Origin of the sequence: Prevotella sp. C561, from assembly GCF_000224595.1 — a bacterium.
GTDB classification, from domain to species: domain Bacteria; phylum Bacteroidota; class Bacteroidia; order Bacteroidales; family Bacteroidaceae; genus Prevotella; species Prevotella jejuni.
In genome coordinates this window covers 38,184-61,659 of record NZ_JH114146.1, presented here as the reverse complement: position 1 = coordinate 61,659, position 23,476 = coordinate 38,184, and the positions used below count along the sequence as shown (strand labels likewise).

General features: G+C 50.4%; 26 protein-coding genes. 21 read left to right on the top strand and 5 right to left on the bottom strand.

Annotated features, from left to right (window positions below; all coding sequences use genetic code 11):
• Nucleotides 1-69: 69 nt before the first annotated feature.
• The 4 genes from HMPREF0666_RS09155 (at nt 70) to HMPREF0666_RS09140 (ending at nt 3,325) form a co-directional block, all read left to right on the top strand.
• Complete coding sequence (locus HMPREF0666_RS09155; RefSeq protein ID WP_009012097.1) at nt 70-492, top strand: dihydrofolate reductase family protein; 423 nt, start codon at nt 70-72, stop codon at nt 490-492.
• A 239-nt stretch (nt 493-731) separates the two neighbouring features.
• On the top strand, nt 732-1,334 hold the full coding sequence (locus HMPREF0666_RS09150; protein WP_002560994.1) for an RteC domain-containing protein: 603 nt from the start codon (nt 732-734) through the stop codon (nt 1,332-1,334).
• A 140-nt stretch (nt 1,335-1,474) separates the two neighbouring features.
• Nucleotides 1,475-2,926 carry an ATP-binding protein gene (locus tag HMPREF0666_RS09145; protein ID WP_002560993.1) on the top strand — a complete coding sequence of 484 codons (1,452 nt, stop codon included), beginning with the start codon at nt 1,475-1,477 and terminating at the stop codon, nt 2,924-2,926.
• Nucleotides 2,927-2,935: 9 nt separating this feature from the next.
• Nucleotides 2,936-3,325: a hypothetical protein gene (locus HMPREF0666_RS09140; protein WP_009012096.1), complete on the top strand. Its 390-nt coding sequence runs from the start codon at nt 2,936-2,938 to the stop codon at nt 3,323-3,325.
• A gap of 90 nt (nt 3,326-3,415) precedes the next feature.
• Here the strand turns inward: HMPREF0666_RS09140 and istB are convergent, their stop codons facing one another.
• The gene (gene istB / locus HMPREF0666_RS09135; protein ID WP_009012095.1) at nt 3,416-4,204 is read right to left on the bottom strand and encodes an IS21-like element helper ATPase IstB; all 789 of its coding nucleotides are present in this window, start codon (nt 4,202-4,204) and stop codon (nt 3,416-3,418) included.
• 6 nt (nt 4,205-4,210) lie between these two features.
• Nucleotides 4,211-5,800, bottom strand: a complete 1,590-nt coding sequence (gene istA, locus HMPREF0666_RS09130; protein WP_004337046.1) for an IS21 family transposase — start codon at nt 5,798-5,800, stop codon at nt 4,211-4,213.
• A gap of 153 nt (nt 5,801-5,953) precedes the next feature.
• On the opposite strand from istA, the gene HMPREF0666_RS18100 reads away from it, so the two are divergent.
• The gene (locus tag HMPREF0666_RS18100; protein WP_009012094.1) at nt 5,954-6,781 is read left to right on the top strand and encodes a GNAT family N-acetyltransferase; all 828 of its coding nucleotides are present in this window, start codon (nt 5,954-5,956) and stop codon (nt 6,779-6,781) included.
• A gap of 16 nt (nt 6,782-6,797) precedes the next feature.
• A complete protein-coding gene (locus HMPREF0666_RS09120; RefSeq protein WP_002560991.1) occupies nt 6,798-7,364 on the top strand; it encodes a hypothetical protein in 567 nt (188 codons plus the stop codon).
• Between the two features lie 41 nt (nt 7,365-7,405).
• Here HMPREF0666_RS09120 and mobC read toward each other — a convergent pair whose 3' ends face one another.
• From mobC to mobA, 3 genes are read right to left on the bottom strand one after another with little or no spacing between them, the layout of a single operon-like run.
• Nucleotides 7,406-9,415 (bottom strand): conjugal transfer protein MobC, encoded by a 2,010-nt coding sequence (gene mobC / locus HMPREF0666_RS09115; protein WP_002560990.1) that lies wholly within the window; start codon nt 9,413-9,415, stop codon nt 7,406-7,408.
• A 30-nt stretch (nt 9,416-9,445) separates the two neighbouring features.
• Nucleotides 9,446-10,693, bottom strand: a complete 1,248-nt coding sequence (gene mobB / locus HMPREF0666_RS09110; RefSeq protein WP_002560989.1) for a conjugal transfer protein MobB — start codon at nt 10,691-10,693, stop codon at nt 9,446-9,448.
• The gene (gene mobA / locus HMPREF0666_RS09105) at nt 10,672-11,100 is read right to left on the bottom strand and encodes a conjugal transfer protein MobA (RefSeq protein ID WP_002560988.1); all 429 of its coding nucleotides are present in this window, start codon (nt 11,098-11,100) and stop codon (nt 10,672-10,674) included. Before mobA ends, mobB begins: the two co-directional genes overlap by 22 nt.
• A gap of 709 nt (nt 11,101-11,809) precedes the next feature.
• Here mobA and HMPREF0666_RS09100 point away from each other — a divergent pair.
• The 15 genes from HMPREF0666_RS09100 (at nt 11,810) to HMPREF0666_RS09030 (ending at nt 23,476) form a co-directional block, all read left to right on the top strand.
• The gene (locus tag HMPREF0666_RS09100; RefSeq protein WP_002560987.1) at nt 11,810-12,571 is read left to right on the top strand and encodes a ParA family protein; all 762 of its coding nucleotides are present in this window, start codon (nt 11,810-11,812) and stop codon (nt 12,569-12,571) included.
• 2 nt (nt 12,572-12,573) lie between these two features.
• On the top strand, nt 12,574-13,014 hold the full coding sequence (locus HMPREF0666_RS09095; protein ID WP_002560986.1) for a DUF3408 domain-containing protein: 441 nt from the start codon (nt 12,574-12,576) through the stop codon (nt 13,012-13,014).
• Nucleotides 13,015-13,016: 2 nt separating this feature from the next.
• On the top strand, nt 13,017-13,370 hold the full coding sequence (locus HMPREF0666_RS09090; RefSeq protein ID WP_025880727.1) for a DUF3408 domain-containing protein: 354 nt from the start codon (nt 13,017-13,019) through the stop codon (nt 13,368-13,370).
• 16 nt (nt 13,371-13,386) lie between these two features.
• Entirely contained in the window at nt 13,387-14,115 is a 729-nt protein-coding gene (locus HMPREF0666_RS09085; protein WP_008764732.1) for a hypothetical protein, read from the top strand.
• A 201-nt stretch (nt 14,116-14,316) separates the two neighbouring features.
• A complete protein-coding gene (locus tag HMPREF0666_RS09080) occupies nt 14,317-14,634 on the top strand; it encodes a DUF4134 domain-containing protein (RefSeq protein WP_002560983.1) in 318 nt (105 codons plus the stop codon).
• Between the two features lie 10 nt (nt 14,635-14,644).
• A complete protein-coding gene (locus tag HMPREF0666_RS09075; protein ID WP_008764731.1) occupies nt 14,645-14,977 on the top strand; it encodes a DUF4133 domain-containing protein in 333 nt (110 codons plus the stop codon).
• Nucleotides 14,974-17,478, top strand: coding sequence for a TraG family conjugative transposon ATPase (locus tag HMPREF0666_RS09070; RefSeq protein WP_009012093.1), 2,505 nt, complete (start codon nt 14,974-14,976; stop codon nt 17,476-17,478). The genes HMPREF0666_RS09075 and HMPREF0666_RS09070 overlap by 4 nt, the downstream gene beginning before the upstream one ends.
• Before the next feature lie 34 nt (nt 17,479-17,512).
• Nucleotides 17,513-17,893 (top strand): DUF3876 domain-containing protein, encoded by a 381-nt coding sequence (locus tag HMPREF0666_RS09065; protein WP_002560979.1) that lies wholly within the window; start codon nt 17,513-17,515, stop codon nt 17,891-17,893.
• A gap of 23 nt (nt 17,894-17,916) precedes the next feature.
• A complete protein-coding gene (locus tag HMPREF0666_RS09060; RefSeq protein WP_002560978.1) occupies nt 17,917-18,546 on the top strand; it encodes a DUF4141 domain-containing protein in 630 nt (209 codons plus the stop codon).
• Nucleotides 18,547-18,550: 4 nt separating this feature from the next.
• Entirely contained in the window at nt 18,551-19,555 is a 1,005-nt protein-coding gene (gene traJ, locus HMPREF0666_RS09055) for a conjugative transposon protein TraJ (protein WP_002560977.1), read from the top strand.
• A gap of 31 nt (nt 19,556-19,586) precedes the next feature.
• The gene (gene traK / locus HMPREF0666_RS09050) at nt 19,587-20,210 is read left to right on the top strand and encodes a conjugative transposon protein TraK (RefSeq protein WP_002560976.1); all 624 of its coding nucleotides are present in this window, start codon (nt 19,587-19,589) and stop codon (nt 20,208-20,210) included.
• Nucleotides 20,211-20,249: 39 nt separating this feature from the next.
• Nucleotides 20,250-20,537, top strand: coding sequence for a TraL conjugative transposon family protein (locus HMPREF0666_RS09045; RefSeq protein WP_002560975.1), 288 nt, complete (start codon nt 20,250-20,252; stop codon nt 20,535-20,537).
• The gene (gene traM, locus HMPREF0666_RS09040; RefSeq protein ID WP_002560974.1) at nt 20,518-21,864 is read left to right on the top strand and encodes a conjugative transposon protein TraM; all 1,347 of its coding nucleotides are present in this window, start codon (nt 20,518-20,520) and stop codon (nt 21,862-21,864) included. Before HMPREF0666_RS09045 ends, traM begins: the two co-directional genes overlap by 20 nt.
• 47 nt (nt 21,865-21,911) lie before the next feature.
• Nucleotides 21,912-22,898: a conjugative transposon protein TraN gene (gene traN / locus HMPREF0666_RS09035; RefSeq protein WP_002560973.1), complete on the top strand. Its 987-nt coding sequence runs from the start codon at nt 21,912-21,914 to the stop codon at nt 22,896-22,898.
• A 2-nt stretch (nt 22,899-22,900) separates the two neighbouring features.
• On the top strand, nt 22,901-23,476 hold the full coding sequence (locus HMPREF0666_RS09030) for a conjugal transfer protein TraO (RefSeq protein WP_008764729.1): 576 nt from the start codon (nt 22,901-22,903) through the stop codon (nt 23,474-23,476).

Sequence of the window (23,476 nt, the reverse complement as noted above, 5' to 3'; positions counted from 1 at the left end):
AGCCATCGCTTGAAGGTAGTGTGAATTGCACGCTACTTTTTTGCCCTTGCCTAATGAAAGGTAACGATTATGGGTAAAGTTCAGATTCTCGCCGTACTGACGATGGACGGATGTCTTTCTTCAGAGTTATATTATAAAGCACATCAGGATTTGTGCCTTGACCGTTGCGGTCTTGATGAAATCAGGAAGAACGCCCTTTACCGCGTGACACCAGACTATTCCATTTCAATGCTGCACGAATGGAGAAAAGACGGCACAAACATCCGTTACCTCGCGGAAGCCACACCGGACACGGCAGACTATATAAACGGACTACTGCGTATGCACGCTGTGGATGAAATCATACTATACACCGTTCCTTTCATATCCGGAAGCGGACGACATTTTTTTAAGGCGGCTCTGCCAGAGCAACACTGGACGCTTTCCTCTTTGAAAAGTTTTCCCAACGGTGTATGCCGCATTATCTACATCCTTGATAAAAAAGCAAGATAGCCAAAATGTGCGGCAAGCATACATTTTTATTTTCAAGAATAGAATAAATGTTCTGATTACAAACAATTTAAGTCGGAGATAATTTGTCCCTGTGAAAAAATATTGAATTTTATACCACTGAAATACAACACTTTGTAAAATTGAGCGTTGGATTTTTTGTTTTCTGCCGCGTTTTTTTGCCAATTATATTCATGTGCGCATACCGAAAACAGAGTGTAAAATTTCAAAATTGACAGGACATGAATTATTTTTTATTGGCGGAAACCGAGTTCTTCCGCCGGATAAACGAAGCCGGAGACTGCAATATGGAAAAAGCATACACGGCTTTCGCCACCCAAGTAATAGAACTGTGCAACGGCGGCATGGACATGAACCTTACCGTCATCGCGCTTGCCTACATCGAAATCGAGTTGCAGCACCATCCGGTGCGTAATCTGTCAGAAGAAAGAAGAGAGATTGCCGCCTACGTCAGCAAGGCTCTGTCTTTCGTAAGAAAGATGCAGAAATTCCTTGCCACGCCCCAAGTGCCACCACTAATATCCGCCAACAACGCAACAGAAACCACCGCCAGCCTTCTTTGGACGGGCAACGCCATCGACCTCGTGGAACTTATCTACGGCATAGACGAGATGGGCTGTATCAACAACGGCAATATGCCGCTAAAACAGCTCGCCCCGATTCTCTACAAGATATTCGGTATTGAGTCGAAGGATTGCTACCGCTTCTATACCGACATCAAACGTCGGAAAAACGAAAGCCGTACCTATTTCCTCGACAAGATGCAGGAGAAACTGAACGAGAGAATGCTGCGCGATGAAGAGCTGGAACGTATGAGAAGATAAAATCAGGTATAAGCGGGAGAATGGTATCATGCTGTTCTCCCGTTTGAGTAAAATCTATACGAAAAAGGGCGTTTTCGGCGCGCTATTGCCCCGAATTTCAGCGAAAAACGCTATCTTTGTACAATTGTTACGAATTGAATATGAACATAGACAACCTCGATATAGTAAAACAACTGATAGCCGAAAAGGAAAACGGGCAGGTGGAGTTCAAGGAAACCACCGGGCAGTTGGAGCGCGGCATGGAAACGCTCTGCGCTTTCCTTAACAGCGAAGGTGGCACGGTGTTGTTCGGTGTGACCGACAAAGGAAAGATCATCGGGCAGGAAGTGAGCGACAAGACGAAGCGTGATATTGCGGAAGCCATCCGGCGTTTTGAACCATTTGCCACACTCGAAGTTTCGTATATCAGTATCCAAAATACAGACAAGAGTGTGATAGCCTTGTCTGCGGACAGCCAACGTTATATGCGTCCGTTCTCCTATAAGGGACGGGCTTATCTTCGATTGGAGAGCGTGACATCCTCCATGCCGCAAGACGTATATAACCAACTGCTTATGCAGCGAGGTGGGAAATACGCTTGGGAGGCGATGACGAATCCCGACATCAAAGTTACTGACCTTGATGAACATGCCATTATGGGAGCGGTACGTGGAGGCATCCGGTGCGGTCGCCTACCCGAAGCCACCATAAGGGAGGATTTGCCGACCATACTCGAAAAATTCAACCTGTTACATGACGGAAAACTGAATAATGCTTCCGCAGTCTTGTTCGGTCGTGATTTTTACTTCTATCCCCAGTGCCTGCTTCGGTTGGCGCGTTTCAAAGGAACTACAAAAGACGAGTTTATAGACAATCAGCGTACCACTGGCAATATCTACACACTGCTGGACACTGCAATGTCGTTCTTTTTCAAGCATCTTTCCCTTTCGGGCAAAGTTGAAGGCTTGTATCGGGAGGAAGAGCTTGAGATTCCTTACAAGGCATTGAGGGAATGCTGCACAAATGCCCTTTGCCACCGCTCATACCACCGTCCCGGCAGTTCGGTAGGAATTGCCATCTATGATGACCGTGTGGAGATTGAGAACAGTGGAACTTTTCCGCCGGATATAACAATGGAAAAGTTATTGAGCGGGCATAATTCAGAACCTCAAAACCTGATTATTGCGAATGTTCTGTATAAAAGCGAGGTTCTGGAAAGCTGGGGACGAGGCATCGGGCTTATGATAAGCGAATGCCGGCGTGTCGGCATTCCCGATCCGGAGTTTCATACAGATGGAAATAGTGTATGGGTTATTTTCCGCTATACCCGAAAAACTGTGGGGCACGACCCGACAATTACCCGACAGTTACCCCACAGTCACCCCACAGTTACCCCACAGGTGGAAAAGGTGTTGTCTGCAATCGGCACACAGACACTTTCAACCAAAGAGATTATGTGTGTGATAGGATTAAAGGACAAAAGTAATTTTTTAGAACTATATCTGTATCCAGCCATAAGGCAGAATTTGGTAGAGCCTATTTACCCGGAAAATCCGAAACATCCCCGGCAGAAATATCGTCTTACCGATAAAGGAAAAGAACTGTTGATATAATAACGGGGTATGGTGGCGAAAAAGAAGAAACAACAGGGGCATTACTGTCGGATTTGTAGCGAGTACAAAGCCAACGAGCAATTCAGCGGCAAAGGACACTCGCGGCATATCTGCAAGGAATGCCGGTCGCTTCCCGATGATGTGAAGGCGGACATGGTGCGCTGTAACGAGGTGGAACGAGCCGTTTTCAAATGCCCGATGAGCCGTCAGGACTGGGAACTGCTGGAAAAATATGCCAAGAAGTACAAGGACAAGGAATCCGGGCAGTTCGCGCAGGATATGTTGGACATGAAACGGGGCAATCAGACACCGGACGAGGATATGGAAGAGGATGATGTTTTAATAGAAGGCATCTATGAAGAGGAAACCATACCATTTGGAAAAGCCACACTAATTTGACCCACGCTGACAAAGTATTTTAGACCCAGTAAAACGATTTATTATTGACCCACTAAATGCCCTGGTCGGGTGGGTCATTTTATTTCGCTATTACCTACCAATATTCTTTGCTTTTATCTTTCTAAGACACTCTCCAGTTAGTTCTATTTGATATGAGCTATGCACGATTCTATCTAGTACAGCATCTGCCACGGTAGGGTCGCCTATTGCATCGTACCAGTTGTCCACAGGAAGTTGAGAAGATATGATAATCGACTTCCTTTCATGCCTATCTTCTATAATATCAAGTAATATAGGACGCTCTTTTGCATCTACAGGTACAAGGAAGGCATCGTCGAGGATTAACAAGCGACATCGCTCTATCTTCTTTAGCTCTGTTTCTAACGTTCCTTTATTCTTGGCGACTTTAAGTATCCCTAGTAATTTTGACATATTAGCATACATCGTTCTAATACCATTTTTACAAGCATGATAGCCTATAGCTGTAGCGATAAAACTTTTACCAGTTCCTGATGAACCAGTAATAAATATATTGCGTCCTTGCTTGATAAAATCAAGTGAGAGTATTCTCTCCATTTTGTTTTGGCTAAGGTTGCGATTGATATTATAATCTATTTGCTCAGGATAGGCTTTATATCTAAACCCTGCTGATTTTATGAGTCTTTCAATAGCAGCTGCGGAACGATAGTCCCATTCTCGAGATAAGAGCCATGATAAAAAGGCATCTGGTGTCATCGTATCTGCAATTGTAGTTGTTAGACTTTCTTCAAAGGCAGTTGCCATACCCGTAAGCCTCATTCTATGCATTAAATCAAGAGATAACTGATTCTTATCCATTTCTTGCACAATAGGTGCTGTCTTATTATTATTTAGTTCCATAGTTGTTTACTTTAATTGTTTGCTATTATTGTTATTATTGGATAATTGCTTTGAGAAATAATCCTTGCCTCGTATGTTCTTATGCGTTTTTGATTTATATTCAGGAGATAGCTCCATATTATCTTCATCCATAGATATATAGGAAGCATCATCACCCTTCTGTAGTATATCCTTTATCTCATTATAGCCATAGCGTCGTCCTTCCGAAGCACAGTTACAAGCTGCTACTAGACGAGCCATGCCATACTTCTTCTCCAGCGACATGATACCACGGCAAGAGCGGAAGGCTTTTGGTGGATATTTCATCTGCGTAGCGACTTCCTTGAGATAAAGCAGAAGGATGTTGTCTATTTGCCCTGCCCGTTGATATATTTCCTCCAAATCCTTTTCAAAGCTACCATGATGACCAGGAAGATTATGTGCATCTTTCTGTGAGTAGGTATAGGGAGTATCATCTCGCTGATGGATGGTAACTAACTTTAACCCATAGTAGATTTGAACATTGTCATTATCGTAAATAAGCTCCATACGTTTGCCGATATACTCTGTTGGAACACTATAACTATGCTTTCTTAGCATAACGAAGCTATTAGCCATGACAGTAGCAGACTTTCTAGACTTCATCTGATAGCGAGCGGTAGGAAGAGGACGAAGAAAATCTTTTTCCATTTCCTCAAATAGTTCTTGGCGGGATTCCTTACGTCCACTCAATCTACGGCTATTAAATGCTTCTAAAGATGTGCGTATAGCAATATTAAGTGATTCTAGATTATGGAAAATTTGCCCTTCAATATCTACATATACCGACCGATACATTAGCTTTACAGCATTCTCAACCAGTGCCTTGTCCTTGGGACGGCGCACCCTAGCTGGATAAACAGCCATGTCATAAAATTCAGCCATAGCAGCGAAGTCGTCATTGATAACAGGCTCATTACGATCACTGCGGATAACGGCTGATTTTAAGTTGTCAGGCACAACAGCCTTGGGTACACCACCAAAGAAATGAAGAGCATTCTCGCAAGCAACGATAAGGTCTTCCTTCTTCTGCGACCACACTGCCTCGCAATAGGTGTAATGACTGCATGGAAGGGTAGCCACAAAAACCTCTACCTTCCGCACCTCACCCGTCTGTTCTTCGACTATCTCTAGTTTATCACCCGCATAATCAATATACATCTGATCGCCAGCAAGGTGCTCTACATGTCCTACGGCTCGTGTTTGACATCTGTAGGCATGGATTGCGTGTTTGAAAGTAGAATACTGGTAACCATTAGGATGAGTTTTGAGATACTCCGTGTGAAGAGATAAGATAGAAACACCCTTCTTGCTAAGCCGTTTCACATAATCAGGAACAAGTGCCTCTAACTCCAACTTACGAGCAGAAGGCGGACGGTTACGAGAATGCCCATCTGAAAACAAGTCCGCTAGCTTATCATCTGAAAGCGACAGAATTTGCTCCATAGACAAGCCACTTTCTTGGAATTTACGGACATACTTGCGGAGGGTGTTACGAGATATATGGAAAGTACTAGAAATACTTCTTATTCCCATACCAGATGCGTAACAGCGCAATAAATTCTTTAATTTTGTCATATAAATAATAGTTTTATGTTTTTAATGCCGACCAGGACAGTAACACAAAACTACAAAATGACCCTAAAAAACTAGCGTTTCAAAGGGTCATTCTTATTTTGGCAAGGTGGGGCTGGTTATTTTAACCTTACTGGGTCTAAAATACTTGCCAGCGTGGGTCAAATTAGTGTGGCTTTTCCACCATTTGCCGAACTGGAGGATGACATCCGTTATCAGTTGGAAGAATTGTTGGCGGACAACATCAACGAGTTCATGATACACAAGAATTACATTCCCGAAGGCAAGGAACTGAAAGACATCAACGAATGGGTCATGAAAGAAACCCGTGACACCTTTTTTATAAAGGTTATTCCCGATGCCGCTTATGACAGTCTGGTGGAAGAAACGATCAACAGGCTTGTGAAGGAATGGAAAGAGGACGGATTTGAGATAAAGACCTATTCCGCATCGCTGGTCGTCATGGAAACGGAACGGCTGCTTATCCGCAGGATAACCCGTAAGGATATGGACGCACTCCTTGCCATAATGGGAAAGCCGGAAGTCATGTACGCTTGGGAACACGGCTTTACCAAAAAGGACGTGCGCAAATGGATAAACAGGCAACTCATCCGATACCGCAAGGACGGGTTCGGATATTTTGCCGTCATACTGAAAGAAAGCGGCGCATTGATAGGACAAGCCGGTCTGATGAATAGTACCCTAAACGGGAACGAGACTGTCGAGCTTGGCTATATACTCGATAACACATACTGGCATAACGGTTACGGTACGGAAGCCGCCCGCGCGTGTTTGGAATACGCCTTTGGAGAGCTGGAACTGAAAACTGTCTGTTGCAGTATCCGACCGGAAAACGTGGCATCCATCCGTGTGGTTGAAAGGCTGGGAATGACCTTGTGCGACAACCATACAATAATATACAACGAAAAAGAAATGCCGCATCAGATATATGTGGCAACCAATAGTAAATCCTATATCTTATAAGCGAAATCACTCAACAATGAAAACAAATAATATTAATTTATTTTGCGATATAGTTACTCAAAGGTCAGGAGAACATTCTTGCGCTATAAATATTTTGTTGCAACAACAATTATATGGGCAGGTAATATCTATTCTGCGTCAAGAATTAGATTCTATGGTAAGAGTTATGTTTTTGTTGTCAATTAGCGACTTAAACCTTAGAGAGCATTTTATAAACCAAACTTTGGAGGGAATAAAATGGTCTTATCCCAATACAAAGAAAGTCGTGACCGATAAACAAATGGTGGATTTAGCTGATAAATTTTATGGCTGGCCTTTTTTTGTTTATAAATTAGGATGCGCTTTTATTCATCTTTCAGCAATGGTATATTATAAAAACAGTAATCCATTTTTGCTTTTATCTGTTTCAGAAAGAAATGACATCACAAGGTTTTTACATCAATATCATAGTTTCCCGTTAGAGTTGGAATTGAATTTGGAAAATATCATCCCATATCTTGATAAAGTATTTAATAAAGTTTCAAGTAACTTAGCATGTTACATTGAAGATTTACGTCAAAATAAACTTTTGGAGGAATATTAAAATAAGGGAGGATTTTAGCTATCCTCCCTTATTTTAATAGGTTACTTCTGCTGCAACAGATGCTTCAGGTTGTCATCGCCCGCGATGCGCTCCAATTCCTCCTGAACAATCTGCTTCACCTCCTCCTTGATGCGCCGGTAATTTGCCTGCACCGTTTCCTTCATGCGGTCGTTGCCGTCTGCGTCAGTGAAATCGGTAATAACGGGGATTTTCTTGTAGGCACTTTCCTCCCGTTTTACCTTATCGGCATCCACCACAATCTCGCAGTGGAAAATCTTCTGTTCGATACGCTCGTTGAAGTTGTCGGACACCGAACCGACAAACATTCCCTGCGTCAAACCGGAAATCTTGCTGGGCGGGATAAGCGCGTCCATCTGCGTGTTAATGGAGGTGGAAACATCCTGCCGGTTGATGGAGATAGACTGCCGTTTCTGCAACACCTTACCGAATCGTTCCGATAGTGTCTTTGCCGTTTCACCTACCACCTGCCCGGAGAAAATGTTACCGACCGTATTCATCACCACTTTCGCCTCCTTATCACCGTAGTCGCGCACCAGCTGGCTGAAATCCTGAAATCCCAGACACACGGCAACCTTGTTGCTTCGGGCGGTAGCTATAAGATTGTCCAACCCTTTGAAATATATCGTCGGCAGCTCGTCTATGATGACCGACGACTTCAGCATCCCCTTCTTATTGATGAGCTTCACGATGCGGGAGTTATACAATCCGAGAGCCGCCCCGTAGATATTCTGACGGTCGGGATTGTTGCCCACGCATAGGATTTTCGGCTCTTCGGGATTGTTGATGTCCAGCGTAAACTCGCTGTCCGACATCACCCAATAGAGCTGCGGTGAAATCATCCTCGAAAGCGGAATTTTTGCCGACGCTATCTGCCCCATGAGCTGCTCCGCAGCCCCTCCGAGCCACGCATCCATGAACGGGGAAAGGTAGTTCTCCAGTTCGGGATAGGAAGTCAGTATCGGAAAAATATCCTCGTAGCGGCGGTTCAAAAATTCGATGGCATGGGGAAACGTGCAATATTTCCCGTTCTGATAGATTTTAAGATACCATATAATACTGGCGAACAAAATGATAGGTGATTCCACAAAGAAGTCACCCTGCTTTTGCACCCACGTTTTATTGAGGTTGAGCATTATTGTATAGGCACTCTCGTAGGCGTCCGTAATATCTTCCATAAAATCCGGGTGAATGGGATTGCACCGATGAGAGCGTCGCGGGTCGTCGAAGTTGATCACATAGAACTTCGGCTTCACCTTGTAGCCGTCAGGGTGGTTCAGCAGATGATTGTAGGCAATGGTGGACAAGTCGCTGAATTTGAAGTCATACACGTACATCAAGAAGCCCTTTTCAATCTGTTGCTTGATAAAATTGTTTACCACGGCGTATGACTTGCCGCTGCCCGGCGTACCCAACACGATGGACGCACGGAAGGGATTCACCACATTGATCCAACCGTTGTTCCAACGCTTTTTGTAATAGAAGCGTGTCGGCAAATTGACCGAATACTCGCTTTCGATGAGTCTTGTTTCCTGCATGAAACTCTCGTTCTCGTTGTTGAAAACATCCTCCATCAAATTGTGTTTCAACAGACGGCTCATCCACAGACCTCCCATCAACAGGCAGACATAGCCCGTACCGATGGTAAGGACATACAGCCCCATCACCGCCTCAATCGGAAGCGGCAGAGCCAGTATCCACCAGTTTAGGAAAAACAGCACGGACCCGGCGGCGAGTGCCGTCCATATTCTTCCCCAAGTGATTTTCTCTCCCTTGACCCCCTTTGTACCCAGACAGGACAGGGCAAGCAGCAGGACGGCAAACAGCTTTGTGTACAGTATGGAATGGAACAGCCCCGCCGTGCGGTCGAAGTTCAGAAGGATTCTGTCCACCACACCGATGTTCACGCCCCACAGCCGGATGACTTCGTAACAGAACCAGTACACGTTCATAACCACTAAAATAATACTCACGGCACGCAGAAAATCCATGATTTTCGCCAATGCCCTCAAATCGTCTTCTTGTTGTGACATACATTGATTTTTTAATTGTTGATACTCCGATTACAAACCCAAGCCCTTGCGCTTTTTCTTCTTTTTGCGCTTCATCGCCCGGATGAAAGCCTTTTCCTCAGCATCTACCGCCGGACCTTCGGGAGTGAGCAAGCCCATTCCGCCCGATACGTCTTCACGGTCGTATGCGGTCTGTCCGTATGCCTTGTCCGCAGCATCCATAGGGATGGATAACGGTATCGGCGGTTGTCCGGCGTATGGCAGGGTGAAGTGTTCCTGCAAGGCATTCGCCGAAAGCTCCTTGCCCATGCGAGAGCCGTTCAGTACACATCCTGTGCGGTGGTCGATAAACGTCGCTCCATAGATACGCCCTTCATCCGTGTAGCGCAGTACGGTGTCGATGCCCTTCTCTTTGAGTTGGGATACAAATTTGTCCTTGTCATAAGTGCCTTGCAGCACGGAAAGAACGGTGCGTTTCGTCATGTCGGCGAGCTTCCTGTCCTTAATCTCTGATTTGGAACGGATAAATTTTCTCTGTACGGCTTCATAACCTGCGGACTTCCCGAAAAGCGAGGACTTGAACGGGTTGCCCACCTTGTTACCCTTGTCGTCCGTGACGGAATAAACCAGCCCGTGATACTCCCGTCCGCGCACGTTGCCTCTCGCTTCCTCCACCGTCATATTATATAAGGAAAGGAGCGCACGGTATTCGCCCATCGTCTGAAAACGGTACTGCCCGTTCAGAGCCTTCACAGTGCCAGCCACCTGCTTCTTCACATCACCTGCCGATGCGTCCACCTTGCTTAGCGGCGTGTCAAGCCGGCGGTTCCTGCGCTCCGCGCCGTGCAGCCCGTATTTCTTCTCCAGCTCACGGGTGATTTGTTTGCTACGATAGTAGTTGTTCTTGTCGCTGATACATTTCCCGTTATCGTCCACCCGCACCGTCACGATGTGCAGGTGGTGGCGGTCGATGTCCTCGTGCTTGAAAACAAGATAAGGCTGGTTGCCGAAACCGAGTTTTTCCAGATACTCGCGGGCTATATCCTGCAATTCCGCATCGGTCAACACATCCTCCGGATGTGGGTTGAGCGAAATATGCACCACCGGCTTCTCCACCTTCATCTGTGGCGGCATGAAGGTGAGAAAACCCTCCATCGCCTTGTTGATGTCCACCTTTCCCGAACCGTCATTGTAGATGCGGTTGGTCGTAAGCAACCGCCCCTGCGCCTCGTTAATCTTCTCCCCGTTATAGGCAATCGCGCCGTACAACGAGTTTCCTACACTGATTTTTGCGACCATTTCGCCTCCATTTCCCTTGAAAGTTCCACAATCCGGCGGCTCAGTTTCACGAGTTCGACGGTGTGTTGCTCTAATTTGTAGAGCAACGCCATCGCCTTTTTCTCTGAAAAATGCAGCCTCAGTTCCTTCACGACTTGGTTGTAATTCGTACCCACGGCGCGGAACTGCGCATGAAAATCCGATAGCTTGGTGTAATAGTCCACCAGCGTCTTGTCCACCTTCAGCACCTTGAACGGCTGTCCGAAGAAGTGCGCTTTGAGGAAAACCGACCGTGCATAGACACCCGATTTTCCGAACATGGCGAGGAAACGATTGTGTTCCTCCTCGTTGAAACGGACGGTGTAACGGTACACCGCCGGATCAAGTTTGGGATTTCTCCCTGCTTTGCTTTTCCTTTTCTCTTTCATATTACTTTGGATTTAGCGGATTGACGGCATAAGCCGCCGCTTCGGATCACAGCACCGCAGTTCTGAAAGGCTTTCCGACTTCGGAGGGAAAGCCCGCCCCCTGCAAGGGCAAGGCGTTTTCCGGGATGCTCAAAATATTTTGAGCGGCTGAAAACATACCTTGCTATGTTCAGGTGAACATAAAAATCCGTCAGGGGACGGATGGGAAGATACCTTTCAGGACTCCGGGCCGCGCACCATCGGCGAACCCTGCTGTCCGGGGGGCAAAGTTACGCCCTTAAAGCTGTATTGGACAGATGCTTGACCCGGTCAATGACTGCCAACCGGCGCAACGTGCTGCCACTTGCCGGAGAAGTGATACAGGTTCCAAAATATACTTGTTTATTTGCAGCATGATTCAAGAAACGAACGATTTGAAAATATGAGAAAAGGAACATTCAAATACCCGGACAATCGCTTCGGCGGATACTTGCCGAAGCGGATACCCGAACCGTCGGAACCCCGGTTATCCGACAATCTGGTGAAGTACAGATTCAATGACTTCATGACGCAGTGTCGTCATTCATCACTTGTTCGCCGCACCGCTTCACCACAGAACCGGATACGCGATGACCCGCCCATGTGTCTGTTCACTGAAGCGGATAATGTAGCAACCAAATCCGCATATAAATAGAAAAAGAAATCTTCAACAATTAAAATAAATGGAACTATGAGTAAGGAAATCTTCGTTGCATTCGCAACACAGAAAGGTGGCATCGGCAAATCCACTGTCACGGCACTTGCCGCCAGCTACCTGCACAACGTGAAAGGCTACAATGTCGCCGTCGTGGACTGCGACGACCCGCAGCACAGCATCCACGGGCTGCGCGAACACGAAATGGGGCTTATCGACAGCAGCACCTACTTCAAGGCTCTCGCTTGCGACCATTTCCGCCGGATGAAAAAGAACGCCTACACCATCGTCAAGAGCAATGCGGTGAACGCCCTCGACGATGCCGAGAGGATGATTGCCACTGAGGACGTGAAACCCGACGTGGTGTTCTTCGACATGCCCGGCACACTCCGTAGTAACGGCGTGATAAAGACGCTCTCGCAGATGGACTACATCTTCACTCCGCTGAGTGCCGACCGCTTTGTTGTGGAGAGTACCCTGAAATTCGTCACAATGTTCCGCGACAGGCTGATGACTACCGGACAGGCGAAAACAAAGGGGCTTTATCTGTTTTGGACGATGGTGGACGGCAGGGAGAGGAACGACCTGTACGGCATCTACGAGGAAGTGATAGCCGAAATGGGCTTTCCGGTACTTTCCACCCGCTTGCCCGACAGCAAGAAGTTCCGCCGTGACCTTTCGGAAGAGCGCAAGAGCGTTTTCCGCTCCACCATCTTCCCGATGGACACGGCACTGCTGAAAGGGAGTGGCATCCGGGAGTTTTCCGAAGAGATAAGCGACATCATCAGACCGCAGTGAGCATGGGCAGCAGGAAAGTGAACACGGAAGGCATCGACGAGGAACTGCTGTTAGCTTCCATCGGGCGGCGCACACAGGACGGGACACTGCGCCCCGCACAGGAAGTACCCGCAGCTGCACCGACCGAAGAGGACACCGCCGCACCGGAACCACCTCCTGTGCAACCAGTAACACGGGAAAAAGCGCAGAGGGAAAGTGGCCGCCGGAAAAGGCAGGATGAGGACTATAACGAGCTGTTCCTGCGCCGCAACGAGATAAAGACCCGCCAGTGTGTCTATATCAGCCGCGATGTCCACGGCAAAATCCTCAGAATCGTGAACGACATCGCCGGAGGTGAAATCTCGGTGGGCGGCTATGTGGATACCGTGCTGCGCCAACATCTGGAACAGCACAAGGAGAGAATCAACGAACTGTACAAGAAACAACGTGAAGATCTGATTTGAAAATGGAAAAAGAAATGACACCGAATGAAAAAAGACCACAGCAAGACTGCGGAGGTATGTTTGCCCAAGTGCAGGCGAGTGTGGAAATCCTGTCGCCTGTCCCGGTAAGCGGCAAATGCTGCGAGAAGGACTATGAACGTCTGTTCATCCGTGACTCGGAAGTAAAGGCACGTGAGGGGAAGATGGCGTATGTGCGCCCGGAGTACCACGAGCGTATCATGTGTATCACCCGTGTAATCGGGCATGACCGGCTTATGCTGTCCGCTTACATCGACCATGTGCTGACGCATCACTTCAACCAGTGCGAGGATGCGATAAAGAGCCTTTATGCCCGAAATTATAATTCAGTATTCTAACCAAAAACGGAAGGATATGAATTACACAATCAGCATGACAGACATTCTGCTGGCGGTATCGGTCGGCTGCAACCTCTGGTTCCTGTTCCTGCTCCTTTACGAGCGCATCATGGACACGCGGATTGTCCGCTTCTTCAAGGGCATTGTCGGATTATGGCGGTCACTGGACGGGAATGAGGCTAAACGCATAGCGGCACACGAGGAAGTCCCTGCGGAAAAGGCGGACATCATCGGCAAGAGCCGTTTCAGGATGGCATCCACCCGGACAACCGCTGCCATACCGACGCAAGAAGCCGCCACTATGGAAAAAGGCATTGAGCTGTCGGAGGAAGAGGCTACTTTTGACGACGGAAAAACGGGAAACGCATCCCGCCCGGCACAAGTTCCGGAGGAAAAACTCGATGAGACCTTCACGAGCATACCGCCGGAGGAACTGGGATACGGGGACGACGAACCGGAAGAGGACGCCTCGGACACGCCACGGGCTTCGGGCAGCAGCTTTGACGAGATTGACGACGCCTGCAAGACCGCCAAGAACCCGGACGCGACACAGGCGGAACGTGAAAAGGCGGCGAAGGTGTTCACCGACATGGAGGGCACGGAGTTGTACGAGAAAATGATGGAAGGCTCTTCGGAGATAGGCATCCGCATCAAGGGGCTTATCGAGATTCGGCTGAAGAAACCTGAAAAGGAGTTCGTCGTGCCGGACAACATCGAGGAGTTCGACATTCGCAACTATGTATGACAACAATAAAAGAAATGAACATGAAAGAATGACATCAACCCACGCGGCGAGGAAACGCAAGGCGCATCCCTATCCGCAACGGACACGCCCACGTCCGTGGAAACAAACGGGCATCCACTAAAACCAAAGTAAAGAAACAAAGTATCAACCGCCCGACAAAGGACCATCCACCCTTTTGACGGCAAAAAACAAGAACAGTTTATGAACAAGAACATCTTGAAAAACAGAAAAGCAATCCTCTCCGCGGCACTTGTCATCGCCGCAACCGCCTCCGCTTTCGCGCAGGGAAACGGCATCGCGGGCATCAACGAAGCCACCTCTATGGTGAGTTCTTATTTCGACCCCGGAACTAAACTGATATACGCCATCGGTGCAGTCGTCGGGCTTATCGGGGGCGTAAAAGTGTACGGCAAGTTTTCATCGGGCGACCCCGACACCAGCAAGACAGCCGCCTCGTGGTTCGGCGCGTGCATCTTCCTGATTGTTGCCGCCACCATCCTGCGCTCATTCTTCCTTTAATAAATAATGTATGGCTGAATACCCAATCAACAAGGGTATCGGCCGTCCGGTAGAGTTCAAGGGCTTGAAGGCACAGTACCTCTTCATCTTCTGCGGAGGTCTGCTGGCTCTCTTCGTCCTGTTCGTCATCCTCTACATGGTCGGTATCGACCAGTGGATATGTATCGGCTTCGGCGCGGCATCGTCCTCCCTCCTTGTATGGCAGACCTTCGCGCTGAACGCCCGGTACGGCGAACACGGGCTGATGAAATTAGGAGCGGCACGGAGCCATCCCCGATACCTTATCAACCGGCGGCGGATACCCCGTCTGTTCAAACGACAACGAAAGGAAGAAAGACAATGAGGAATACATCGAAAATGACAACACTGGAAAACAGGTTCCCACTTTTAGCGGTGGAGCATGGCTGCATCATCTCAAAGGACGCCGACATCACGGTGGCTTTCGAGGTGGAACTGCCGGAACTTTACACCGTGACGGGTGCGGAGTACGAGGCGATACACAGTTGCTGGTGCAAGGCTATCAAGGTGCTGCCGGACTACTCCGTCGTCCACAAACAGGACTGGTTCATCAAGGAACGCTACAAACCGGAGCTTCAGAAGGACGACATGAGCTTTTTAAGCCGCTCTTTCGAGCGTCACTTCAACGAGCGTCCGTACCTGAAACACACCTGCTTCCTCTACCTGACCAAGACAACAAAGGAGCGTAACCGGATGCAGAGCAATTTCAGCACGCTGTGCCGGGGACATATCATCCCGAAGGAGCTGGACAGGGAAACCACGACCAAGTTCTTGGAAGCCTGCGAACAGTTCGAGCGCATCATGAACGACAGCGGGCTTGTCAGGCTGCGCCGCCTCTCCACCGATGAGATTGTGGGTACTGAGGGAAATACGGGACTTATTGAACGCTACTTCTCGCTCATGTCGGAAGGTGACACCACCTTGCAGGACATCGAGCTTTCGGCAAGGGAGATGCGCATCGGCGACAACCGCCTGTGTCTGCACACCCTCTCCGACGCGGAAGACCTGCCGGGCAAGGTGGCTACCGACACCCGTTACGAGAAGCTCTCCACCGACCGGAGTGACTGCCGACTGTCATTCGCCTCCCCGGTGGGGCTTCTGCTCTCCTGCAACCATATCTACAACCAGTATGTGCTGATAGACAACAGTGAGGAAACCTTGCATAAGTTCGAGAAGTCCGCCCGTAACATGCAGTCGCTATCTCGCTATTCAAGGAGCAACAGCATCAACCGCGAGTGGATAGACCAATACCTGAACGAAGCCCATTCCTACGGACTGACCTCGGTACGGGCACACTTCAACGTCATGGCGTGGAGCGACGATGCGGAGGAACTGAAGCATATCAAGAACGACGTGGGCAGCCAGTTGGCAAGCATGGAATGCGTGCCGCGCCACAACACCATCGACTGCCCGACACTCTACTGGGCGGCGATACCCGGCAATGCGGCGGACTTCCCGGCGGAAGAGAGTTTCCACACCTTCATCGAACAGGCGGTGTGCCTGTTCACAGAGGAAACCAACTACCGCAACTCGCTCTCGCCCTTCGGCATCAAGATGGTGGACAGGCTCACGGGAAAACCGCTGCACCTTGACATCTCCGACCTGCCCATGAAGCGGGGTATCACGACCAACCGCAACAAGTTCGTGCTGGGTCCTTCGGGCAGCGGCAAGTCTTTCTTCATGAACCACCTCGTGCGCCAATATTATGAGCAAGGCGCACATGTGGTATTGGTGGACACGGGAAACTCCTATCAGGGCTTGTGCGGCATGATCCGACGCAAGACAGGCGGAGCGGACGGCGTGTATTTCACCTACACGGAAGAGAAGCCCATATCGTTCAACCCGTTCTACACCGACGATTACATCTTCGACGTGGAGAAGAAGGACAGCATCAAGACCCTGCTGCTGACGCTCTGGAAGTCGGAGGACGACAAGGTGACAAAGACGGAGAGCGGCGAGCTGGGCAGTGCCGTGAGTGCCTATATTGAGCGCATCCAATCCGACCGTAGCATCGTGCCGTCGTTCAACACCTTCTACGAGTATATGCGTGACGACTACCGCAAGGAACTGGCACAGCGTGACATCAAGGTGGAGAAGTCCGACTTCAACATCGACAACATGCTCACCACCATGCGGCAGTATTACCGGGGCGGACGCTACGACTTCCTGCTCAACTCCACGGAGAACATCGACCTGCTCGGCAAGCGGTTCATTGTCTTCGAGATAGATTCGATTAAGGAAAACCGCGAACTGTTCCCCGTCGTGACCATCATCATCATGGAAGCCTTCATCAACAAGATGCGGCGACTAAAAGGGGTACGGAAACAGCTTATTGTGGAAGAGGCTTGGAAGGCTCTCTCTTCAGCGAACATGGCTGAATATCTGCGCTATATGTACAAGACGGTCAGAAAATATTACGGCGAGGCAATCGTGGTGACGCAGGAGGTGGACGACATCATTTCCTCTCCCGTGGTCAAGGAGAGCATCATCAACAACTCCGACTGCAAGATACTTCTCGACCAGCGCAAGTACATGAACAAGTTCGACCAGATACAGGCGTTGCTCGGACTGACGGAAAAGGAGAAAGGGCAGATACTCTCCATCAACATGGCGAACAACCCTTCACGGCTCTACAAGGAGGTGTGGATAGGCTTGGGTGGCACACAATCGGCGGTCTATGCCACCGAGGTCAGTGCAGAAGAATATCTGGCGTACACCACCGAGGAAACGGAGAAAGTGGAGGTTTACCGTCTGGCGGAGAAGTTGGGCGGCGACATCGAAGCCGCCATCCGGCAACTTGCCGAGAAGCGGAGAACCAAAAGTTAATCATTTAATCATCAGCTAAAAACAAGAAATGCGTATGAATTTATCAAAAGTTAAAATGCTGCAAGTCAGCAAGTGCCTGATCGGATTGGCGGTCATGATGCTGCAATCCTGCGATGTGGTCGATAACCGCCGTGATATGCTGTGCGGGAACTGGGAGAGCGTGGAGGGGAAGCCCGATGTGCTTATCTACAAGGAGGGCGAAGCCTACAAGGTGACGGTGTTCCGCCGGAGCGGTCTGCGCCGCAAGCTGAAACCGGAAACCTATCTCTTGCAGGAGGAAAACGACAACCTGTTCATGAACACCGGCTTCCGCATCGACGTGTCCTACAACGAGGCAACGGACGTGCTGACCTTCTCGCCGGGCGGCGACTATGTGCGGGTGAAACCGCAGCCGGGACACCCGACAGAAGAATAACAACCACTAAAATCCAAAGTAACATGAGAACAAGAATAACAATGATTATCTGCCTGTGCCTGCTTTTCGCAGGCAGGGCAAGCGCACAGTGGGTCGTAAGCGATCCGGGCAATCTGGCGCAGGGTATCATCAATGCCTCCAAAAACATCATCCATACCTCCAAGACTGCCACGAACATGGTGAGCAACTTTCAGGAAACGGTGAAAATCTATCAGCAGGGCAAAAAGTATTACGATGCCCTCAAATCGGTGAACAATCTCGTCAAGGACGCCCGCAAGGTGCAGCAGACCATCCTGATGGTAGGCGACATCACCGACATTTATGTAAACAGTTTCCAAAGGATGCTCCGTGATGGAAATTTCAGACCAGAAGAGCTGTCGGCAATCGCTTTCGGTTACACGAAACTGCTGGAAGAGAGCAACGAAGTATTGACGGAACTGAAGAATGTGGTGAACATCACCACGCTCTCCATGACCGACAAGGAGCGCATGGACGTGGTGGAACGCTGCTACTCCAAAATGAAGCGTTACCGCAACCTTGTGAGCTATTACACCAACAAGAACATCTCCGTGAGTTATCTGCGTGCGAAGAAAAAGAACGACCTCGACCGCATCATGGGGCTGTACGGGAACATGAACGAAAGATACTGGTAAGCCTATGGAGTTCGATAACCTTCATCAGATTTTACGCTCACTTTATGAGCAGATGATGCCGCTATGTGGGGACATGGCGGGTGTGGCGAAAGGCATCGCCGGGCTGGGTGCGCTGTTCTACGTCGCCTACCGGGTATGGCAGTCGCTGGCGAGAGCCGAACCGATAGACGTATTCCCGATGCTCCGTCCTTTTGCCATCGGTCTGTGCATCATGTTCTTCCCGACTGTGGTGCTGGGCACGATAAACAGCATCCTCTCACCCGTCGTACAGGGCACGGCAAAGATGCTGGAGGCGGAAACGCTGGACATGAACCGATACCGGGAGCAGAAGGACAAGCTGGAATACGAGGCGATGGTACGCAACCCCGAAACCGCCTACCTCGTGTCCAACGAGGAATTTGACAAGCAACTGGAGGAACTCGGCTGGTCGCCCTCCGACATGGTGACGATGGCGGGAATGTATATCGACCGGGGAATGTACAACATGAAGAAGAGTATCCGCGACTTCTTCCGCGAGATACTGGAACTGCTGTTCCAAGCCGCCGCCCTCGTGATAGACACCGTCCGCACCTTCTTTCTCGTGGTGCTGGCGATACTCGGTCCGATAGCCTTCGCCCTGTCGGTATGGGACGGTTTCCAAAGCACGCTCACGCAGTGGATATGCCGCTACATACAGGTCTATCTGTGGCTTCCGGTGTCGGACATGTTCAGCACCATACTGGCGAAGATACAGGTGCTGATGCTGCAAAGCGACATCGAGCGGATGCAGGCAGACCCGAACTTCTCGCTGGATTCGAGCGACGGGGTGTATATCGTGTTCCTCTGCATCGGCATCATCGGATACTTCACCATTCCCACCGTTGCCGGCTGGATTATCCAAGCCGGAGGCATGGGCGGTTACGGTCGCAACGTGAACCAGATGGCGGGACGAGCCGGAAGCATGGCGGGCAGCGTGGCGGGTGCAGCCGCAGGAAACGTGGTCGGACGTGCCGGGAAACTGCTGAAATAATCAACTGACAATTAAAAACGAATAAACAACAATGGAATTTAAGTCACTTAAAAACATCGAATCATCGTTCAGGCAGATACGCCTGTTCGGTATCGTCTTCCTCTCGCTGTGCACCGTGGTGACGGTGTGGAGCGTGTGGAACTCCTACCGTTTCGCGGAGAAGCAACGGGAGAAAATCTATGTGTTGGACAACGGCAAGTCGCTGATGCTTGCGCTGTCGCAGGATCTGTCGCAGAACCGTCCAGCGGAGGCACGGGAGCATGTGCGCCGCTTCCACGAGCTTTTCTTCACGCTGTCACCTGAAAAAAGCGCGATTGAACACAACGTAAAACGTGCCTTGCTGCTGGCAGACAAGAGCGTGTACCACTATTATTCGGACTTCGCCGAGAAGGGGTACTACAACCGCATCATCGCCGGAAACATCAACCAAGTGTTGAAGGTGGACAGCGTGGTGTGTGACTTCAACGCCTATCCCTACCGAGCCGTGACCTACGCCACGCAGAAAATCATCCGGCAAAGCAACGTCACCGAGCGCAGCCTCGTGACCACCTGCCGCCTGCTGAACGCATCACGGTCGGACGACAATCCCAACGGCTTCACCATCGAGGGTTTCACCATCATCGAGAATAAGGATTTACAGACTATCAAACGGTAACGGATTATGAAACGGAAAGTAAAAAGTATCAGAAAAACAATGTGGGGCGTGTACTGGAAGCTCCACGACAAACGGAAACGGCTGGTGGCAAGGCTCAAAGGGTATCTGGACGGTTTGCCGCCGGAAACACGCCGCCGCATCGTACTGGGGATGCTCGCCGCCTTCGCGGTGCTTGCCCTCTACACCTTCGGCAGAGCCGTCTATGACATCGGCAGGAACGACGGCTTACGCATGGAAACGGGACACGCCGGACGGGTGGAACTGCCGACCCCGGTGGAAACTGACAATCACTTAACACCTTATTTATATGGAACAGACGAAGAATGAACCGACGAAAGAGAACAAAGCCGCTCCCGACACGGGAAAGCCGAAAAAGGGGCGCGAACCGCTGACCGAGGCGCAGCGGCTGAAACGGCAGAAGATGATAGTCCTGCCCGCTATGGTGCTGGTGTTCATCGGGGCGATGTGGCTGATATTCGCCCCGTCCTCCGGCAAGGAGCAACAGCCGGGAACAGACGGATACAACACCGAGATGCCCGACGCGGACAAGGCGAACCGGCAGATTATCGGCGACAAGTTGAAAGCCTACGAGCATGGGGAGATGGAAGAGCGTCTGGAGAGCCGCAACCGTGCCATCGGGCAGCTGGGCGACATGTTCGACCGCGAGATAGCTGGAACGGAGGACGGGACGGACTTCGACCTCGCCAATCCGGGCGGCAAAGAGGAAAAGGCACAGCCCGCCACGCCGCAGACCATCCAATCCTCCGCAGCCGCCTACCGTGACCTGAACGCCACCCTCGGCAACTTCTACGAACAGCCGAAGAACGACAATGCCGAGATGGATGAGCTGTTGGAGCGCATCGCCTCGCTGGAGTCGGAACTGGAAAGCGAGAAGGGCAGGACTTCATCTATGGACGAACAGGTGGCACTTATGGAGAAGTCCTATGAGCTGGCGGCAAAGTACATGGGCGGTCAGAACGGAGGAAAGCCGGAACAGGCGGCAGAGCCTTCCACCGTGCAGAAGGGAAAGAAGAACACGGCGACACCCGTAAGGCAAGTGACCCGCCAAGTCGTTTCCTCCCTTGCACAGCCCATGAGCAACGCGGAGTTTGTCGCCACCTTCTCGCAGGAGCGCAACCGGGGGTTCAACACGGCTGTCGGCACTACAGAGGTATCGGACCGGAATACCATCCCGGCATGTGTGCATGGTGCGCAGAGCGTGACGGACGGACAGACGGTAAGGTTGCGCCTGCTGGAGCCTATGGCGGTGGCGGGCAGAACAATCCCACGCAATGCAGTGGTGGTCGGCACGGGCAAGATACAGGGTGAGCGGCTCGACATCGAGGTCACCTCGCTGGAATACGATGGCACGATTATCCCGGTGGAGCTTGCGGTCTATGACACGGACGGACAGCCCGGTATCTTCATCCCGAACTCGATGGAGATGAACGCCGTCAGGGAGGTCGCCGCCAACATGGGCGGCTCGTTAGGGAGCAGCATCAACATCTCCACCAATGCCGGGGCGCAGCTCGCCTCCGATTTGGGCAAGGGGCTGATACAAGGCACGAGCCAGTACATCGCCAAGAAGATGCGAACCGTAAAGGTGCATCTGAAAGCCGGGTACAGGGTCATGCTCTATCAGGAAAAGGACTGAAAACAACAATCAATCAAAAAAACATTTACCACTAAAATCCAAAAGTAATGAGAAAAGTAATCATCATGTTTGCCCTCGCTATGGGCATCGCAACTGCCAACGCGCAGGAGAATGTAACCGTTGAAACGACCAAAGGAAGTGAACAGCCGACCTTGACGAAGGAGGTCTATCCGCAGAAGGAGGCGGACGGCGACCTGTATCACGGTCTGTCGCGCAAGCTGACCTTCGACCGCATGATACCGCCGCACGGACTGGAAGTGACCTATGACAAGACCGTCCACGTCATTTTTCCGGCGGAGGTGCGCTATGTCGATTTAGGCTCGCCCGACCTGATTGCCGGGAAAGCCGACGGAGCGGAGAACGTCATCCGCGTGAAGGCTACCGTGAGAAATTTTCCCAACGAAACGAATATGTCCGTCATCACGGAGGACGGCAGTTTCTACACCTTCAACGTGAAGTACGCCGCCGAACCGCTGTTACTCAACGTGGAGATGTGCGATTTCATCCATGACGGCAGTACGGTGAACCGCCCGAACAATGCGCAGGAAATCTATCTGAAAGAGCTGGGCAGCGAAAGCCCGATGCTGGTGCGCCTTATCATGAAGTCCATCCACAAACAGAACAAGCGCGAGGTGAAGCATATCGGCTGCAAGCGTTTCGGCATCCAATACCTGTTGAAAGGCATCTACACGCACAACGGCTTACTCTACTTCCACACGGAGATAAAGAACCAGAGCAACGTGCCTTTCGATGTGGACTACATCACTTGGAAAATCGTGGACAAGAAGGTGGCGAAACGTACCGCCGTGCAGGAGCAGATCATTCTGCCGCTCCGTGCGCAGAACTACGCCACTCTCGTGCCGGGCAAAAAAAGTGAGCGCACGGTCTTCACGATGGCGAAGTTCACCATCCCCGACGACAAGTGCCTCGTGGTGGAGCTGAACGAGAAGAACGGCGGCCGTCACCAGTCCTTCGTGATTGAGAACGAGGATTTGGTACGAGCCAGCACCATTAACGAACTTCAAGTGCGCTGACCATGAGAAAATACATCGCAATAATCATCGCGTCGCTTGCCCTTTTCACGGGGCAGGCGCACGCCCAGCGGTGTCTGCCGAAGATGCATGGCATCGAGGTAAGGGCGGACATGGCGGACGGTTTCAATCCCGGTGGCAAGGACGGCGGCTACAGTTTCGGGGCGTCTCTTTCCACCTACACGAAGAGGGGAAACAAGTGGGTGTTCGGTGGCGAATACCTCCTGAAAAACAATCCTTACAAGAACACCAAGATACCCGTGGCGCAGTTCACGGCGGAGGGCGGCTATTACTTCAAGATACTGTCGGACGCTCGAAAAATCGTGTTCGTCTATGCCGGGGCTTCGGCTCTTGCCGGATATGAGTCGGTGAACTGGGGAACGAAGGTGCTGCATGACGGTTCTACGCTGCACGACCGGGACGCCTTCATCTACGGCGGCGCGCTGACGCTCGATGTGGAATGCTACGTGGCAGACCGTATAGCCCTGCTTGCCAATCTGCGGGAGCGTTGCCTTTGGGGTGGCGACACGCGGAAGTTTCACACGCAGTTCGGGGTCGGTATCAAGTTCATCATCAACTGA